Source organism: Burkholderia sp. HAN2018 (assembly GCF_024704855.1).
In the GTDB taxonomy this organism is placed as follows: domain Bacteria; phylum Pseudomonadota; class Gammaproteobacteria; order Burkholderiales; family Burkholderiaceae; genus Burkholderia; species Burkholderia cepacia.
The window spans coordinates 35521-53015 of sequence record NZ_QOBB01000028.1 but is presented as its reverse complement, the minus strand read 5'-3'; the positions used below and the strand labels follow the sequence as shown (position 1 = coordinate 53015).

Below are 17495 nucleotides of genomic sequence, written 5' to 3'. Positions count from 1 at the left end.
TCGGCGCGCTGAGCGCACCCGCGGTCGTTGCCAGCGATGCGGCGGCGGCCAGCGGCGCATCGGCGGCCGCGGCCCCGGGCGCGCTCACGTCGAACGGGCTCGCGTCGATGCTCGTCCGGCAGGGATCGCGCTGGGCCACCGAAATCGGCGGCGCGCTGAAGGAGTCGCTGCACTCGCTGCTCGATGTCGGCTCGGTCGGAAGCTGGTGGCACGACAGGCTGGTGCGAGCCGACGAGCGCGCGGATCTCGCGCACGCGTTCTGGATCATCGTCGCCGTGCTCGTGCCCGCGCTCTTCGTCGAATGGTTGGCAAAGCGGTTGTTGCGACGCGCGCTGGCCGCAGTGGCCGCACGGCGTGCCGACACGTCGCCCCGCACCGCGCCGGACTCCGCCACGCCCGATGACGACGACGCGCCGCCGGACACCCTCGCCAAACCCGACGTCGCCGATCCCGCCGATGCCCCTGACACCGCCCCCGCATCGTCACAAGGCCGAGGCCACGCGCGCCGCCACACCACGCTGCTGCACCGGATGCCGCGCGCGCTCGTCAGCCTCGCGTTGCGAGCCGTGCCGCTGCTCGTGTTCGTCGGTGTCGCGAGCCTGACGATGTCGGCGATCGGAGAGACGGGCACCCCGATCGAATCCGCGCTCGAAGCGCTGATCGACATCTACGTGATCTGCCGGCTCGTCACGATCGTCAGCCGGCTGTTCTTCCAGCCCGATGCGCGGCAATTGCGGTTGCTGCACATCAGCGATGCGTGGGCCGATTTCGCGCAACGTTCGATCGCGCGGATCGTGATCGTGGTCGGCGCCTGCACGGCCGCTGTCGAGATCGCCGCGAGCTTCGGGCTCAGCGAGGCCGGTCATGTCGCCCTGCTGAAAGCCGTCGCGCTCGTCGGGCACCTGATGGTATCGGCGCTGATCCTGCGGAGCCGCCAGCCGGTCGCCGCGCGGATCCGCGCGGCCGGCGACGACCGTGCGTCCTTCGAGATGGTCGCGAATGCGCTCGCGGACGCGTGGGCCCCCGTGTCGGTATTCATCGTGATGGCGCTGTGGTTCGTGTGGGCGCTCGACGTCCACAACGGCTATCGCGTGCTGATCACGCTCGGCGGCCGCTCGATCGCCGTGATGATCGGCATGCGGATGGTCTCGATCGTCGTGTTCGGCGCGCTCGCGCGGCTGTTCCAGGGCCGCGACGAAGACCGCACGCTCGTCCACCTGCACGCGTACCGCTACTACCCGCTGCTGCGCCAGATCGTGTCGGGCGCGATCGGCATCGTGACCGTCGTGTTGCTGCTGCAGATCTGGGGTGTGCCGATCTTCCGCGCGTTCGAAACCGGCACCATCGGCCACCGGCTCGCGTCGGCGCTGGTGACGATCGCGATCGCGGCCATCGTCGCGCTCCTCGTGTGGGAAGCCGCGAACATCGCGATCGAGCGCCGCCTGCAGCGGTGGACGCGCGAAGGCAATCTCGTGCGCGCGGCGCGACTGCGCACGCTGCTGCCGATGTTGCGCTCGCTGCTGTTCGTGATGATCGCGCTCGTCGTCGTGCTGACGGGCCTCAGCCAGCTCGGCGTGAACGTCGGCCCGCTGCTTGCCGGCGCGAGCATCTTCGGTGTCGCGCTCGGCTTCGGCTCGCAGAAGCTCGTGCAGGATTTCATCACCGGGATCTTCCTGCTGATGGAAAACGCGATGCAGGTCGGCGACTGGGTCACGCTCGCCGGCGTGTCGGGTACGGTCGAGTACCTGTCGATCCGCACCGTGCGACTGCGCGCAGGCGACGGGTCGCTGTACACGATCCCGTTCAGCTCCGTGACGACCGTCAACAACACGAACCGCGGGCTCGGCAACGCCGCCGTCAAGATCAGTATTGCCTACGGCGAGGATATCGATCGCGCGATCGCGACGCTGAAGGAGATCGGCGCGGCGTTGCGCGACGATCCGAAATACCGCGACGGCATCCTGTCGGACTTCAGCTACTGGGGGATCGACCAGGTCGACGGCGCGGCACTCGCGCTGTCTGGACAGATGCAATGCACGGACTCGACGCGCTGGAGCGTGCAGCGTGAATTCAACCGGCGGATCGCGGAGACGTTCCGCGAACGCGGCATCCGGATCGCCAATCCGCAGCGCAGCGTCGTCGCCTATGCGGACGGATCGCGGCCTGTCGTCGAAGGCGAAAACGGCGGCAATGGCAGCGACGGTGACAACAGCGGCAACGGCAATGCCGCAGAACCGGCGGCCCGGCCGCCGTCGCCCGCCGAACCGGAGCGCAAGCCGGGTTGACCGGCCGGGGGCGATGCCGCGCCGCGCTCAACGCGCGGCGGGCTTGTTCACGCGCCGCGTGCTTTTCGCGCCGGGCGCCGATGCCCCCGCCTTCGCCTTAACCGCACGTTTCGCCGCCGCGCCCTGCCCGCGCTTCGCGCCGGCTTCCGGATCACCAGCCGATACGTCGCGCTGCGCATGCCATTGCTCGAGCAGCAGGCGTGTCTGGTCGGCGATCGTGTCGACCAGCAATGCCGCGCGCTCGCCCTCGAACGCCTCCCATTCGAGCAACTGCAGCGCCGAACGCTGCGCGATGTGGAACACCGTGATCTGCCCGAACAAGCTCAGCGCACGCAATCGGGTGACGGGATCGTTGGCCGGCCGGCCCGAGATACGGCCGATCAGTTCGGCGCTCACGTCGTTGAGCGGCTTGCGCATGCGCTTCATCAGGATCTCGCTCGCGCTCGCCGGCTCCTGGCCGCCTTGCTCGCGTGCGAAGAACATCCGCTGGTTCATCGTCTTCGGCGCGGTGAACATCCGGTCCGACAGCGCGCGCAGCAGCCCGATGAAGGCGTCGATCAGCACGTCGACGTCCGCGTCCGCATCGAGCATCGCCCTCGCATGGCCGACCGACGGTGCGAACACTTCCCTGCCATTCTCCGCGATCGCCTCGACGCACGCGCGGTACACGCCCTCCTTGTTCTCGAAGTAGTACTGGAGCGCCGGCGCGTTCACGCCGGCCATCGCGGCGATCTCGCGTGTCGATGCACCCGCGAACCCGCGCTCGCCGAACAGTTCGATCGCCGCCTCGATGATCCGCTGGCGCGTTTCGTCGCCGCGGGCGTAGCCGCCCGCCGACGTCCGGCGCAGCTTCTTCGCTTCGTTCATGCCTTCCCCGTCATTCGATCGATCGATATTCTACTTGACACAATTTTATCAACTGGAATAATTCTTCCACTTGGAATAAATTGGACACCGGAATGTCGACGCCGCAAGACCCGCCACAGCAAGCAGATCGTCAGGAAAACGGAACAACACCGCGAAACGGAAGCAAATCCGGAAACGGATCGAAACGGCGCATCCTGCTCGTCGTCGCCGTGCTCGCGGCGATCGGCGGCGCCGTCTGGCTCGGCCGCTGGTGGACGGTCGGCCGTTTCATCGAAAGTACCAACGACGCGTACCTGCAGGCGGACAGCATGACTGCCGCGCCGAAGGTCGCCGGCTACGTGACCGATGTGTATGTCCGCGACAACCAGGCCGTGAAGGCCGGCGATCCGCTCGTGCGACTCGACGTCCGCCAGTACCAGGTTGCGCTCGCGCAATCGCTTGCGACCGTCGATGCACGCCGCGCGGATATCGCACGCGCCGAGGCCGACATCAGCCAGCAGCGTGCGAATCTCGAACAGGCCGACGCGCAGGCGAAGGTGTCGCGGATCAATGCGCAGCACGCCGGCGACGAATACGCGCGTTATGCGCCGCTCGCGGCGACCGGTGCGGAGACGCACGAACGTGTGGCAGACCTGAAGAGCACGCGCGATCAGGCGGTCGCGACGCTCGCCGCGAACAATGCGTCGATCGCGGCCGCACGCACGCAGATCGCGTCGTTCACCGCCCAGCTCCAGCAGGCGCGCGCGCAGCTCGAAGCCGCGCAGGCCAGTGCCGCGCAGGCGCAGCTCGACCTCGACAACACGATCGTGCGCAGCACCCTCGCCGGCCGCGTCGGCGATCGCACGGTGCGCGTCGGTCAATACGTGCAACCCGGCACGCGCCTGCTGACCGTGGTGCCCGTCGATTCGATCTACCTCGTCGCGAACTTCAAGGAAACTCAGATCGGCAACATGCGTATCGGCCAGCCGGTCGAACTGCATGTCGACGCCTTGCCGGACGGTGCGCTGTCCGGCGTCGTCGACAGCTTCGCACCCGGCACCGGCGCGCAGTTCGCCCTCCTGCCGCCCGAGAATGCGACCGGCAACTTCACGAAGATCGTCCAGCGCGTGCCGGTGCGCATCCGCCTCGCCGCGAACGCCCGCGCGCAGCGCATGCTGCTGCCGGGGCTGTCGGTGACGGTCGACGTCGATACGCGCTCGGCCCGAGACGAGACGCATCATGGCTGAACCGTCCGCCACGATGCCCGCGCCGCCGCACGAAGGCCGCGCGAGCGTGACCGACTGGATCGCGGTCGCGGCCGGCGCGCTCGGCGCGCTGATGGCGACGCTCGACATCTCGATCACGAATTCCGCGCTGCCGCAGATCCAGGGTGAAATCGGCGCGACCGGCACCGAAGGCACGTGGATCTCGACCGGCTACCTGATGTCGGAGATCGTGATGATCCCGCTCGCCGCGTGGCTCACGCGCGTGTTCGGGCTGCGCAATTTCCTGCTGACGAACTCCGCGCTGTTCATCGCGTTCTCGATGATGTGCGGCTGGTCGCATTCGCTGCCGATGATGATCGCCGGCCGGATCGGTCAGGGCTTCACCGGCGGCGCGCTGATCCCGACCGCGCAGACCATCATCCGCACGCGGCTGCCGCTGTCGCAGTTGCCGGTCGGCATGACGCTGTTCGGCCTGATCGTGCTGCTCGGGCCGCTGTTCGGCCCGGTGCTCGGCGGCTGGCTCGCGGAAAACGTGAACTGGAGCTGGTGCTTTTTCCTGAACCTGCCGGTGTGCCTGCTGTTGATGGGGCTGCTGTGGTTCGGGCTGCCGTCCGACCGTCCGCAATGGAGCACGTTCTTCAACGCGGACTGGCTCGGGATCGCCGGCCTCGCGATCGGGCTGAGCTCGCTCACCGTCGTGCTCGAGGAAGGCCAGCGCGAACGCTGGTTCGAATCGCAGATGATCGTCACATTGAGCCTGGTATCGCTCGCCGGGATGATCCTGATCGCGCTGTCGCAACGCTTCGCGAAGCGGCCGATCGTGCGGCTGTCGCTGATGCGCAATCCGCGCTACGCGAGCGTGATCGTGATCGTGTCCGCGGTCGGTGCCGGCCTGTACGGCGTGTCCTACCTGCTGCCGCAATTCCTCGCGATCGTCGCCGGCTACAACGCGGAACAGGCGGGCGCAATCATGCTGCTGTCGGGGCTGCCGGCCTTTCTCGTGATGCCGATCCTGCCGCGCCTGCTCGGCAAGGTCGATTTCCGCATCCTCGTGATCTCCGGGCTGCTGCTGTTCTGCCTGAGCTGCATGCTCGACATCAGCCTGACCGCGCAGAGCGTCGGCCACGACTTCGTCTGGTCGCAACTGATTCGCGGCGTCGCGCAGATACTCGCGATGATGCCGCTCAACCAGGCATCGATGGCAGCCGTCGCACGCGAAGACTCCGGCGATGCAGCCGGGCTCTACAACATGGCACGCAACCTCGGCGGCTCGATCGGGCTCGCGATCATCGGCACCGTGATCGACCGGCGCACGACCTTCCACACGGCCGCGCTGCGCGAATCGGTGACGGCGAACTCGCTGATCGGGCAGGACCGGCTGTCGGCCTACGCGGCCAACTGGTTCGCACACACCGGCGATCTCGCGTATTCGAACATGCGCGCGCTCGGACAGCTGGCGCAGCAGATCCAGGTCCAGGCCGTCGTGATGACCTATTCCGAAACCTTCTATCTGCTGGGCCTTGCACTGCTCGCCTGCGTGCCGCTCGCGCTGCTGCTGAGAACGCCGCGCGGGCCGCAGCCGATGTCGTCCGGCCACTGAACCGTCTTACGCGATGAAACCCTTCTCCCTGCCCCGCCGCCCCGTGCTCACGCTGTGTGCGGCCGCGTGCCTGCTCGCCGGCTGCACGGTCGGCCCCGACTACCGCGGCGCGCCCGCCGCACCGGATGCGCCGGTCTTCGTGCGCGCGCCGGCCTCCGGTGTCGACACCGCCGCACCCGCGCCAAGCGCGTGGTGGCACGCACTCAACGATCGCCAGCTCGACGACCTGATCACTGCGGCGCTCGCGTACAACCCCGATCTGCACGCTGCGCAGGCACGCTTGCGCGCATCGCGCGCGCAGCTCTCGCAACAGCGCGCGGCGCAGTTGCCGAAATCGTCCGCCACCGTCGCCGCCATCCGCATGCGCGAGCCGGACGTCAGCGCGCTCGGTTCGCTGCTGCCGTCGAATGGCTCGAACCAGTCGGGCAGTGCATCGCCGTCGCTGGGCGGCTCGGGTCCGCTGCAGCTCTATTCGGCAGGCTTCGACGCAACCTGGGAAATCGACCTGTTCGGCGGCACGCGCCGGGCGGTCGAAGCCGCTTCCGCTCAAGCGGAAGCAGTCGACGCCGATCTCGCCGACACGCAGGTGTCGATCGCGGCAGAAGTCGCGAACGCGTATGTCGACCTCCGCGACCAGCAGCAGCGGCTTGCGCTGTCGCGACGCACCGCCGAGCTGCAGCAGAAGATGCTCGAACTCACGCAGCAGCGCCGCGCGCGCGGCGTCGCGGCCGATGTCGACATCGAACGCCTGACGACACAGGTCGAGAACACGCGAGCCTCGCTGATCCCGCTCGACGCGCAGGTGACGGAATCGCTCGACCGGCTCGCGATCCTGACGGGGCGCGCACCGGGTGCGCTCGACGCGACGCTGACGACACCGGCCGCGCCGCTGCCGACGCTGCCCGGCAGCGTCGCGATCGGCGATCCGGCCACGCTGCTGAAGCAGCGCCCCGACATTCGCGCGGCCGAGCGCCGGCTCGCATCGAGCAATGCGCAGATCGGCGAGCATGTCGCCGATTACTTCCCGAAGGTGACGCTGCTCGGCGATCTCGGCTTCAGCGCGGCGGACCCGGGCCACCTGCTCCGCAAGCAGAACTTCACGTGGGTCGGCGCGCCGTATCTGCAATGGAACATTCTCGACTTCGGGCGCACGCGTGGCGCGGTGCGCGCGGCCGAAGCATCGCGCGACGAAGCGGAAGCGAACTATCAGAAGGCGGTGCTCGGTGCGTTGCAGGACGCCAACACGGCATTGCAGCGCTACGGACACCAGCGTGAGCACGTCGTTGCGCTCACCAAGGTTCAAACCTCCGCCGTGCATTCGCGATCGCTGATGGATGAACGCTATCGCGCGGGCGTCGCATCGATGATCGACCTGCTCGATACGCAACGCGAAGCACTTTCCGCGCAGCAGAACGTAATCGCCGGGCAGGCCGAACTGATCAAGGACTACGTGTCGGTGCAGAAGAGCCTCGGGCTCGGGTGGCAGGCGGGCGCGGGTTGATGGTGAGTCGAGCAGTGCCGTACGGGCGGGTTTGTCGCGGCTGCAACGCATCGACAACAGCGATGCGCGGGACAGAAAAACGTTTCGCGCGCCGCCCGTGACCACCCGATGAATCAGAAAAACTCGTCGAGCAGCCGGTAGAAAGCGATCCGGCCCGGATCGGGCTGCCCGACTCCGTACCGGTCGAAGAAAGGCGCGACCCATTCACTGACGAGATCGGCTTCGATATCTCGCATCGGCGATTCGAGTCGCGCCTCGAATACGGTCGACGCAGTCGCGCCAATTACGCATCGAACCGGAAACGATCGGCGAACCGCATTCAGCATTACTTTCTTCGTTGGCGTCGAATATTACAAATTACTGCCAAAATTTTCAAAAACATTGCATTTATTCGCTTTAAATTTGTTTCATATAACCAAAAAAAGTTTGACACCCCGCTTTCGTTCTTGATACCGTCCGATGCAAGCAATCTGACAAATTGCTCACTGCGCAATCGCTTCCGCTCCACGTTTTTTTCGCTTCCGCCGCACCGAAGTGCCAGCCGCCGGCCGTATCGTTCGCGCGCCGGCCATGCAACATCCCGATGCATTTCATTGGACGACTGCCATCCGGCAGCGGGCCGAAGGATCGAATCAAATGAGCAGGATAACGAAACTGTTGCTCTAGCAATCCCGCCCGCGCCCTGTCCGCGCGACTGTGCCGTATCGCGACGCAGTCCTCTCGCTACCGCATTTTCCGAATTTCGCCCCCGGGGAAAAAACACCTGCCCGGATCGGGCGAAAGGCCCTGTCGCGTCCGCGCCATCCGCACGCCTGCGACAGAAACCGGCGGTGCACGATCCGCACCGCTGTCGACCGTTGTTGTTCGTGCCGTTCGATGTTCAACCGGAGGGGTAATTCAAATGAATCAGGTTGCAGACAAGAATCAAAAGCACAATCGCTTCATCAAGCTCGCCTTCGCCGCCGCGGCAGCCGCATCGTTCGGCATCGCGACCGTCCACGCCGCGCCCGCGGCCGGCTGGACGGAAACGCGCACCAAGGGCTTCCTGCCGCTCGTGCAGCAGAACGAAGCCGGTACGGCCGGCGCACCTGCCGCAAGCACGGCCGCCGCTGCCACGGCAGCCATCGAGATGGCACCCGGCGAATCGGTGGACATCGTGCTCGGGCTGAACCTGCGCAACGAAGCACAGCTCGACCAATACCTGCACGACCTGCATACGCCCGGCTCGCCGCACTACCGGCAGTTCCTCACGCCGGCGCAGTTCGCCGCGCAATATGCGCCGACCGACCAGCAGGTCGCCTCGGTCGTCGCGCACCTGCGCAAGGAAGGCTTCGTGAACATCGTGGTCGCACCGAACCGCCTGCTGGTATCCGCGTCCGGCACCGCGGCGACCATCAAGTCCGCGTTCCGCACGACGCTCAAGCGCTTCACGCGCAACGGCCGCAGCGTCTATGCGAATACCGACGCCGCGCAAGTGCCGAACGCGATCGGCAGCGTCGTGGGCGCGGTGCTGGGCCTGCAGAACGTCGAACTGATGCACACGGGCGCGGGCAGCAAGCCGCAAGGCAACACCAGCAACCTGACGATTCCGGCCGGCGCATCGGCGGTGCCGCACAACCCGACCGAGTTCTCGTCGATCTACGGCGGCAACGGTACGCCGACGGCCTCGCAGACCACCGTCGGCATCATCTCCGAAGGCGACCTGTCGCAGACGGTGAGCGACCTCAACACGTTCGCCGCAAACAACAGCCTCGGCACGATCAGCAGCAGCATCGTGAAGACGGGCCCGTCCGGCAGCTCGTACACCGACACCGACGGCACCGTCGAATGGAACCTCGACAGCCAGTCGATCGTCGGCGCGGCCGGCGGCAGCGTGAAGCAGGTCGTGTTCTACGTCGCACCGTCGATGACGCTCACGGCGATCACCGCCGCGTACAACAAGGCCGTGACCGACAACGTCGCGAAGGTAATCAACGTGTCGCTCGGCGTGTGCGAATCGTCCGCGAACAGCACCGGCTCGCAGGCAACCGACGACACCATCTTCAAGCAGGCGATCGCGCAGGGGCAAACCTTCTCGGTATCCGCCGGCGACCACGGTGCATACGAATGCGCGGGCGGCACGCCTTCGCGCTCGACCTACACGGTGAGCGAGCCGGCAACGTCGCCTTACGTGATCGCAGTAGGCGGCACGACGCTGTTCACCAATACGTCGACCAACGCTTACAACAGCGAGATCGTCTGGAACGATCCGAGCTGGCAGCCGGGCACCGTGTGGTCGACAGGCGGCGGGTACAGCAAGTACGAAGCCGCGCCGTCGTGGCAATCGTCGAGCCTCACGGGATCGACCAAGCGCGCGCTGCCCGACGTCGGCTTCGATGCCGACCTGCGCACCGGCGCGATTCTCGTCGTGAACGGCCAGACGTCCGACACGCTGTGGGGCTCGGGCTACCTGAACAACGAAGGCGGCACGAGCCTCGCCGCACCGATCTTCACGGGCATCTGGGCGCGGCTGCAGTCCGCGAACAACAATGCGCTCGGGTTCCCCGCGTCGAGCCTCTACAAGTACTTCCCGAGCAACGCGGCGCTGCTGCACGATGTCACGTCCGGCAACAACGGCAGCGGCACCTACGGCTACAAGGCGAAGGCCGGCTGGGACGCGACGACGGGCTTCGGCAGCGTGAACATCTCGAAGCTGAACGCGTTCATCCAGAGCACGCCGGATTTCGCACGCTGATGAACCGATGACCGCCCCGGTTCCGCGTGTGCTCCGAGGCGCACGCAGGGAACCGGATGCGGTCGTTCAAATCACCCGCGATAACCGCCAGGCCGTCGCGGGTTTTTTAGCGTTTCGCGCGATCTCGCGGAGCAGCAGCCGGTGCGACGACGCACTCGCCGGCCTTTCAATCGTTGCGCAAGCGACTTTAACGTCCAATACCCGTGCATGAGCATCGCACCGAGTGAAACGCACCCCGTCACGGCAGCGCGGTATTCGCGCTGCCTGCCGACGAAACGCGCGTCGTGCCGCCATGCGACGCGAGCACGCGCCAAACGCCGTTCTCCGCCGTCTTCCGCGAAACCGCGCGGCCTTGCCGCACAACTCACTCGGCCCAGTTCCGGACGTAGTCCGGCACCGGCATGTTGCCGTCGGCATGAACCGGTGCGCCGCGCGTCGTCTTCAGCGGCAGGATCCCCGTCCAGACAGCAAGCGCAAGATCTTCATCCTTGTCGGAAGGCAGCGAATCGCTGACTTTCACCGCCGCTTCCGCAAGGGCAATCCGCAACACGCTGGTCGCATTGATTTCCTTCTCGTTGCCGGGCCGCGCGTCATGCTTGCGACCGGGTGCGATCTTGTCCATCAACGCATCCAGCGCCGCCAGCTTGTCGTCACGGCCCGCCACGACGTCGAACCGCCCGTAGATCACCGCGGATCGATAATTCATCGAATGGTTGAAGGCCGACCTGGCCAGCACGAGCCCGTCCAGCAACGTAATCGCGACGGAGGCCGGCGCGCCCGCCGACAGCGCCTTGATCATCCGGCTACCGTTGGACCCGTGAATATAGAGGTCATCGCCCCGTCTCCAGTGCGCGGTCGGGATGCAATGCGTGTTCTCGCCTGCACCGAACGCGATGTGGCAGACGTACGCTTCGTCCACGATGCGATGAAGCATCGTGCGATCGCGATTCGCCAATTCCGGCAGGCGGCGAATGGTGGTGCGGGGTGTGGAAGCGATGACGGTCTGATCTTTCATGTTTCGTTTTCCTGTTCGCGCGCCCTTGCGCACATCGAGCGGCCCGCGTTCCGGCAAGGCTCAACGATCCGCCTGGAATATATTTGCACTGCGAATTTAATCGAATTGAACGCGTGCAGCTTCCAAGCCTGAAAAACCGGTCGATCGGCCCATCGACAGCCGCGCTTCAAATCGATCAAAATACGCGCGTGCCGCAATTAGGGACAATCGCCGGAAGACCCCGCGCACCGGCCGGCACCGCGAGAACGTGAACGATACGATGCGCGCCGAATCTTCAAAAGAACCAGCTCACCGAAAAATTCTGGAACCAGCCCATGGATCTCGCGCTGCTCCTCTCATCGCTTTCCAGACAGGAGGGCACGACGCGCCACAGCCAGCAGGAAGCCCTCTACCGGAGCCTGCGCAACATGCTGCTGGACGGGCACATCCCGTCCGGCACACGGCTCGTGTCGACCCGCGTGCTCGCGGCGGAATTGGGCATCGCGCGCAATTCGGCCGTCTATGCGTACGAGCGACTTGCCGAGGAAGGCTTCGTGGCGGCCACGCGCAACGGTACGATCACGCGCTGGGACGGATGCGGCCGTTCGAGCACCGGGCTCGAGAGCGGGCCGGCCACGGTTCGCTTGTCCGAGCGCGTGCACGGGCTGGAGAACGCCGATCCCGAACCCGAACGCATGCTGCCGTTCGTCCCCGGTCTTCCGTCGCTCGATGAATTCCCGGTTGCCCAATGGCGCCGTTGCATCGAGCGCGCATGGAAAATCATCAAGCCCGCGCAGCTCGCATACGGTCCGGTCGAAGGGCTGCCCGAATTGCGGCGTGCCGTGGCGGCCTACATCCGCGTCTCGCGAGGCGTGCGCTGCGAAACAGGCCAGGTATTCATCACCGACGGCACGCAAGGCAGCCTCGAACTGTGCGCGCGCATGCTGGCGAATCCCGGCGAACCCGGCTGGCTCGAGAACCCCTGCTACAACGGCGCCCATACCGCATTCCGCTCGACCGGCCTCGATATCGTGCCGATCGAGGTCGACCGCGAAGGAATGGCGCCCACCGACGAACAGTGGCGCACCCGGCCGCCCCGGCTGATCTATACGACGCCATCGCATCAATACCCGCTCGGCGCGCTGATGAGCCCCCGGCGACGAGCGGCGCTCGTCGAGCACGCACGTGCGTGCGGCGCGTGGATCATCGAGGACGACTACGACAGCGAGTTCCGCCACGACGGCGAGCCGCTGCCCGCGATCCAGGGCCTGCATGCCGACGCACCGGTCTGCTATCTCGGCACCTTCAGCAAGACGATGTTTCCCGCCCTTCGGCTCGGCTTCATGGTGGTTCCGCCGGTTCTGGTCGAACGCTTCACCCGAACGCTGCGCGAACTCGTTCATCGCGGCCACTCGGCCGATCAACTCGCGATGGCCGAGTTCATCGACACCGGCCTCTTTGCACGGCACCTGCGCAGGATGAGGACGCTGTATGCCGAGCGGCGGAACAACCTGGAAACGGCACTCGCCCGCCACCTCGGCACAGCGCTGAGCGTTCGGGAAAGCCCGGGCGGCATGCATCTGTCGGCGGACCTCGCGCTCCCGCTGCGCGATACCGACGTCGCCCGCGCCGCAGCCGCGCGTGGCCTGCTGCTTCAGCCGCTGAGCAGCTACCGGGTCGGCGACGGCCGGCCGTACAACGGCTTCGTGCTGGGATACTCCGGGCTGAGCGATGCGACGATCGAGACCGCGACGATGCAGCTCGCTGCGGTCATCGACGCGCAGGGCCGCACGCGCGGCTGAGCGTCACACGCGGCATCGTCGCCTACAGTTGCGACTCCAGCGGAAACAGCCCGAGAAACCAGACTTCCATCCGACGCCCGGCCGACACTTCCGGTTCGTGATCGAGCTCGGTGACCTTCCCGTTCGAATCGGTCTGAATCCACTTGAGCTGCCCCTTGCCCGCCGCATCGGTCCTCGGCTCGACGCGCCACGCGATTAGATCGAGCCGCGCTTCCAGATCGTTCGCCACCTGCGACGCAATCGCCGGGCTCTCGCAGTAAACGCCGATCTCCGTATTGAGGTTCAGCGAACGTGGATCGAGATTCATCGATCCGATGAAAATGCTCTTGTGGTCGAACACGTAGGTCTTCGCATGCAGCGACGCACGTGACGATCCGATGATGACCTGCTTCGAGATGCTCTTGTCGCCCGACGGCCGCCGTTCGTAAAGCCGCACGCCGGCTGCCACGAGATCGCTCCGGTAATGCCGGTAGCCCGCATGCACGGCCGCCACGTCGGTCGACGCGAGCGAGTTGGTCAGCACCGTGACGCGCACGCCGCGCGCCGTGAGCGCGCGCAGCCGCTCGACGACTTCCTTGCCCGGCACGAAATACGGCGACACGATCAGCAGGTCATGTTCGGGCTGCAACGCGAGCGCCCGCAATTGCGGCATCAAATGCCCGTCGCTGTCCTTCGGCGCGTGCGCGATCTTCGACGGATCGTCGTACAGCACCGTTGCGCGGCCCCACGACAGTTCCGTGCCCTGCCCGTGAACGATCCGGTCGAGTCGCTGCCTGGCCTCGAGCACGTACGGATTGTCCTCCATGGCCCTCAGGTAGTCGCGCAACCGTTCACGCTCGCGGTCCAGCCCGCCCGGTGCCGCCTCGTGCCCGACCAGCGCGCTGATCGGATACGCGTACGGGGAATTCCAGAACGTGTCGAATTCGGTCGAGATGTCCTTCACGACCGGGCCGTGGACGACGACATCGAGATCGCCGAACTCCAGCATCGACGATGCGCCGAAATACTCGTCGCCGATATTGCGGCCGCCGATGATCGCCGCCTGGTTGTCCGCGATCATCGCCTTGTTGTGCATGCGCCGGTTGACGCGCGCGAACTCGAACACCGTGCCGATCTTCTTGAACCGCCGCGTGGCGACCGGATTGAACAGCCGGATCTCGATGTTCGGGTGCGAACTGATCTCGAGCAGCTTGCGGTCGTCCGCGTTCGTGCCGAGATCGTCGAGCAGCGCACGGACGCGGACGCCGCGATCCGCCGCGCGAATGATCGCATCGGCCAGTTCGTGCCCGGTCAGGTCGTCGTGCCAGATGTAGTACTGAAGGTCGAGCGACCGGTCCGCGCGATCGGCAAGCAACACACGCGCATCCAGCGCGTCGACCGGATCGGTCAGCAGGTGAAACGCGTCCTGCCCGGGATGGGCGCTGGCTTGCTGCCGGAACGCTACGCCCAGCCGCGTGTTGTCCGTATCGGTGTACGCGTGCGTCGGCGCGCGATCGGCCTGCGGCGGCAGGCTCGCGCATGCGACGAGCGCCAGCAACGAAAGAATCGCACCCCACGAACGCAGCATGGTCATGATTGCCGTCCCGCTCCCGGCCGAAGTCTGTTTGTTCTCGCCGCCGGATGGATCGCGGGGCTGCCTGGTATTCGTTCGGCCGTACCTGGTGTCGCGTGTGGAACGGCCGCGCTACAGCATACTTCGATTGACAGCGGCGCGGCACCCTCTCGGTACTTTCCTGATCGCGGCACGCGTCCATACAAAGAAAAACCCGCGATGCATGAAGCCATCGCGGGTTTTCGGCATGCGGCGCGAGCGCGCATGAAATCTGGTGGGCCCGGCGGGGTTCGAACCCGCGACCAATCGATTATGAGTCGACTGCTCTAACCGCTGAGCTACAAGCCCTGAAAAGAATCGAAGCGTGTCACACGCTGCCCCGGCAAAGAAGCCGGGCCGGCATTGTAACAACAAAGGAGACAAACGCCACCGGCATCACGCGGATACCGGCGGCGTTCGCAGGAGAGACGCTGGCAATCAGTTCCCTTCGAGGAACGACTTCAGCTTGTCGGAACGGCTCGGGTGACGCAGCTTGCGCAGCGCCTTGGCCTCGATCTGACGGATCCGTTCACGCGTGACGTCGAACTGCTTGCCGACTTCCTCGAGCGTGTGATCGGTGCTCATCTCGATACCGAAGCGCATCCGCAGCACCTTCGCCTCGCGCGGCGTCAGCGAATCGAGCACGTCCTTCACGACGTCGCGCATGCTCGCATGCAGCGCGGCATCCGCCGGCGCGACCGTGTTGGTGTCCTCGATGAAGTCGCCGAGATGGGAATCGTCGTCGTCACCGATCGGCGTTTCCATCGAGATCGGCTCCTTCGCGATCTTCATGATCTTGCGGATCTTGTCTTCCGGCATCTCCATCTTCTCGGCGAGCGTTGCCGGATCCGGCTCGAGACCGGTTTCCTGCAGGATCTGCCGCGAGATGCGGTTCATCTTGTTGATCGTCTCGATCATGTGAACCGGAATACGGATCGTGCGCGCCTGGTCCGCGATCGAGCGCGTGATGGCCTGGCGGATCCACCACGTCGCATAGGTCGAGAACTTGTAGCCGCGACGGTATTCGAACTTGTCCACCGCCTTCATCAGGCCGATGTTGCCTTCCTGGATCAGGTCGAGGAACTGCAGGCCGCGGTTCGTGTACTTCTTCGCGATCGAGATCACGAGACGCAGGTTGGCCTCGGTCATTTCACGCTTCGCCTGGCGCGCCTTCAGTTCGCCGGCCGCCATCTGGCGGTTGGTTTCCTTCAGGTCCTTCAGCGGCAGCACGACACGCGCCTGCAGGTCGAGCAGGCGCTGCTGCTGTTCGCGGATCGCCGGAACGTTACGCGACAGCACCGCGCTGTACGAATGGCCTTCGGCCATGATCTTCTCGGCCCAGTCGAGGTCGGTTTCGCTGCCCGGGAAGCGCGCGATGAATTCCGAACGCGGCATGCCGCACTTGTCGACGACGATGTGCAGGATCTGGCGTTCGACCTGACGCACTTCGTCCACCTGCGCACGCAGCGTGTCGCACAGGCGTTCAACGGTACGCGCGGTGAAGCGGATCGTCATCAGTTCGGTCTGGATCGTTTCCTGCGCCTTCAGGTAGGCCTTCGACTTGTAGCCTTCCTTTTCGAACGCGCGGCGCATCTTGTCGAACCACTCGCTGATCTGCGAGAACTTCTCGAGCGACGCACGCTTGAGGGCTTCGAGCTGGGCGGCGTTGGCCGATGCCTGTGCGGCACCGTCGTCTTCCTCCTCTTCCTCTTCTTCCTCTTCCTCTTCGGCTTCCTCGTCCTCGTTCTCGATGGCTTCCGCTTCCTTCGCGGAGAAGCCGTCGGTATCGGCGGAGTCCGAAGCATTCGGATCGAGCAGGCCGTCGACGAGCTCGTCGACGCGGATCTCTTCGTTCGCGACGCGTTCGGCCATCGCGAGGATGTCGGCGATCGTCGTCGGGCACGCGGAGATGGCCATCACCATGTGGCGCAGGCCGTCCTCGATCCGCTTCGCGATCTCGATTTCGCCTTCGCGCGTAAGCAGCTCGACCGTGCCCATTTCGCGCATGTACATCCGGACCGGATCGGTCGTGCGGCCGAATTCCGAATCGACGGTGGACAGCGCGACTTCCGCTTCCTCTTCGACTTCATCGTCCGACGACGCGGCGGGCGCGTTGTCGTTCAGGAGCAGCGTTTCCGCGTCCGGCGCCTGCTCGTAGACCGCCACGCCCATGTCGTTGAACGTGCCGATGATGCCTTCGAGGGCTTCGGTCTCGGTGAAGTTGTCCGGCAGGTGGTCGTTGATTTCGGCGTACGTGAGGAAGCCGCGCTCCTTGCCGAGCTTGATCAGCGCGCGCAGCTTCACGCGGCGCTCTTCGAGCTCCTCGGCCGTACCCGGCGTGCTCGTCGCGAACGCTTCCTTCAGCAGCGCCTTTTCCTTGGCGCGACGGTCGCGCACCTTGGATTTGCCCGGTGCAGCCGCTGCTGCTGCTGCGGGCTGCTCGTCGCTCTGATTTGCGTCGTCTTCGACGGATACTTCGTTCAGCTTTTTGGTCATGGAGTTCGCCGTACCGGCTATATCGACTCGCGGCTGCTGGACGACAGCCGGTTGAACCGTGGGTGCATGAGTAGTACGTACTGCCGTTTCGTCCGCAGCGGCAGTCGTGTCCCTTGCGCTTTTCGCACTTGCCCGCTTCGCCGCCGGCTTGGCCGGCCCGGAGTCGGGTCTGGCGGCAGCCCGTGTTCTGGCTGCCGGCGCCGGCGCAGCCTGAGCAGTGCCGGCCGCGGTTTTTTTTCCTGCTGGGGCTGACGTGGCTGAAGACGTTGTCCTGGTGGAAGAAGCAGACTTGGCCGCTGTGACCTTCTTGGTCGGCTCCGTCGAGCCCTTGCCTGTTGCTTTCTTTCCGCCTGTCGTCTTTGCCATCGCGATTCTCGCCTCTGCTTAGAAAACAAACCGCTGGAAACCTTATATTATAGC

11 protein-coding genes and 1 tRNA gene are annotated in these 17495 nt (G+C 65.6%); 6 read left to right on the top strand and 6 right to left on the bottom strand.

Annotation, left to right across the window (positions count from 1 at the left end):
- A partial coding sequence (locus DPV74_RS09975) for a mechanosensitive ion channel family protein (RefSeq protein ID WP_119337079.1) occupies positions 1 to 2285 on the top strand: 2285 nt, incomplete at its 5' end.
- 27 nt (positions 2286 to 2312) lie between these two features.
- Here DPV74_RS09975 and DPV74_RS09970 read toward each other — a convergent pair.
- Positions 2313 to 3152: a CerR family C-terminal domain-containing protein gene (locus DPV74_RS09970; protein ID WP_119337078.1), complete on the bottom strand. Its 840-nt coding sequence runs from the start codon at positions 3150 to 3152 to the stop codon at positions 2313 to 2315.
- A gap of 92 nt (positions 3153 to 3244) precedes the next feature.
- On the opposite strand from DPV74_RS09970, the gene DPV74_RS09965 reads away from it, so the two are divergent.
- The 3 genes from DPV74_RS09965 to DPV74_RS09955 are packed head-to-tail and all read left to right on the top strand — an operon-like array spanning position 3245 to position 7458.
- Positions 3245 to 4378 (top strand): HlyD family secretion protein, encoded by a 1134-nt coding sequence (locus DPV74_RS09965; protein WP_060083415.1) that lies wholly within the window; start codon positions 3245 to 3247, stop codon positions 4376 to 4378.
- Positions 4371 to 5957 carry an MDR family MFS transporter gene (locus DPV74_RS09960; protein ID WP_119337077.1) on the top strand — a complete coding sequence of 529 codons (1587 nt, stop codon included), beginning with the start codon at positions 4371 to 4373 and terminating at the stop codon, positions 5955 to 5957. Before DPV74_RS09965 ends, DPV74_RS09960 begins: the two co-directional genes overlap by 8 nt.
- 13 nt (positions 5958 to 5970) lie before the next feature.
- Complete coding sequence (locus DPV74_RS09955; RefSeq protein WP_119337076.1) at positions 5971 to 7458, top strand: efflux transporter outer membrane subunit; 1488 nt, start codon at positions 5971 to 5973, stop codon at positions 7456 to 7458.
- Positions 7459 to 7571: 113 nt separating this feature from the next.
- On the opposite strand, the gene DPV74_RS09950 is transcribed toward DPV74_RS09955, so the two are convergent.
- Entirely contained in the window at positions 7572 to 7694 is a 123-nt protein-coding gene (locus DPV74_RS09950; protein ID WP_257943087.1) for a hypothetical protein, read from the bottom strand.
- Between the two features lie 665 nt (positions 7695 to 8359).
- Here DPV74_RS09950 and DPV74_RS09945 point away from each other — a divergent pair.
- Positions 8360 to 10192, top strand: coding sequence for a protease pro-enzyme activation domain-containing protein (locus DPV74_RS09945; protein WP_119337075.1), 1833 nt, complete (start codon positions 8360 to 8362; stop codon positions 10190 to 10192).
- 364 nt (positions 10193 to 10556) lie between these two features.
- Here the strand turns inward: DPV74_RS09945 and DPV74_RS09940 are convergent, their stop codons facing one another.
- Positions 10557 to 11207 (bottom strand): pyridoxamine 5'-phosphate oxidase family protein, encoded by a 651-nt coding sequence (locus DPV74_RS09940; RefSeq protein ID WP_119337074.1) that lies wholly within the window; start codon positions 11205 to 11207, stop codon positions 10557 to 10559.
- A gap of 314 nt (positions 11208 to 11521) precedes the next feature.
- Between DPV74_RS09940 and DPV74_RS09935 the strand changes: the two genes are divergently transcribed.
- Entirely contained in the window at positions 11522 to 12988 is a 1467-nt protein-coding gene (locus tag DPV74_RS09935; RefSeq protein WP_119337073.1) for a PLP-dependent aminotransferase family protein, read from the top strand.
- A 22-nt stretch (positions 12989 to 13010) separates the two neighbouring features.
- Here the strand turns inward: DPV74_RS09935 and DPV74_RS09930 are convergent, their stop codons facing one another.
- From DPV74_RS09930 to rpoD, 3 genes are all read right to left on the bottom strand, one after another.
- Positions 13011 to 14561, bottom strand: a complete 1551-nt coding sequence (locus tag DPV74_RS09930) for a phospholipase D family protein (RefSeq protein ID WP_060314241.1) — start codon at positions 14559 to 14561, stop codon at positions 13011 to 13013.
- A 251-nt stretch (positions 14562 to 14812) separates the two neighbouring features.
- A tRNA-Ile gene (locus DPV74_RS09925) sits at positions 14813 to 14888 on the bottom strand.
- Positions 14889 to 15017: 129 nt separating this feature from the next.
- On the bottom strand, positions 15018 to 17441 hold the full coding sequence (gene rpoD, locus DPV74_RS09920; RefSeq protein WP_081064669.1) for an RNA polymerase sigma factor RpoD: 2424 nt from the start codon (positions 17439 to 17441) through the stop codon (positions 15018 to 15020).
- Positions 17442 to 17495: the final 54 nt, after the last annotated feature.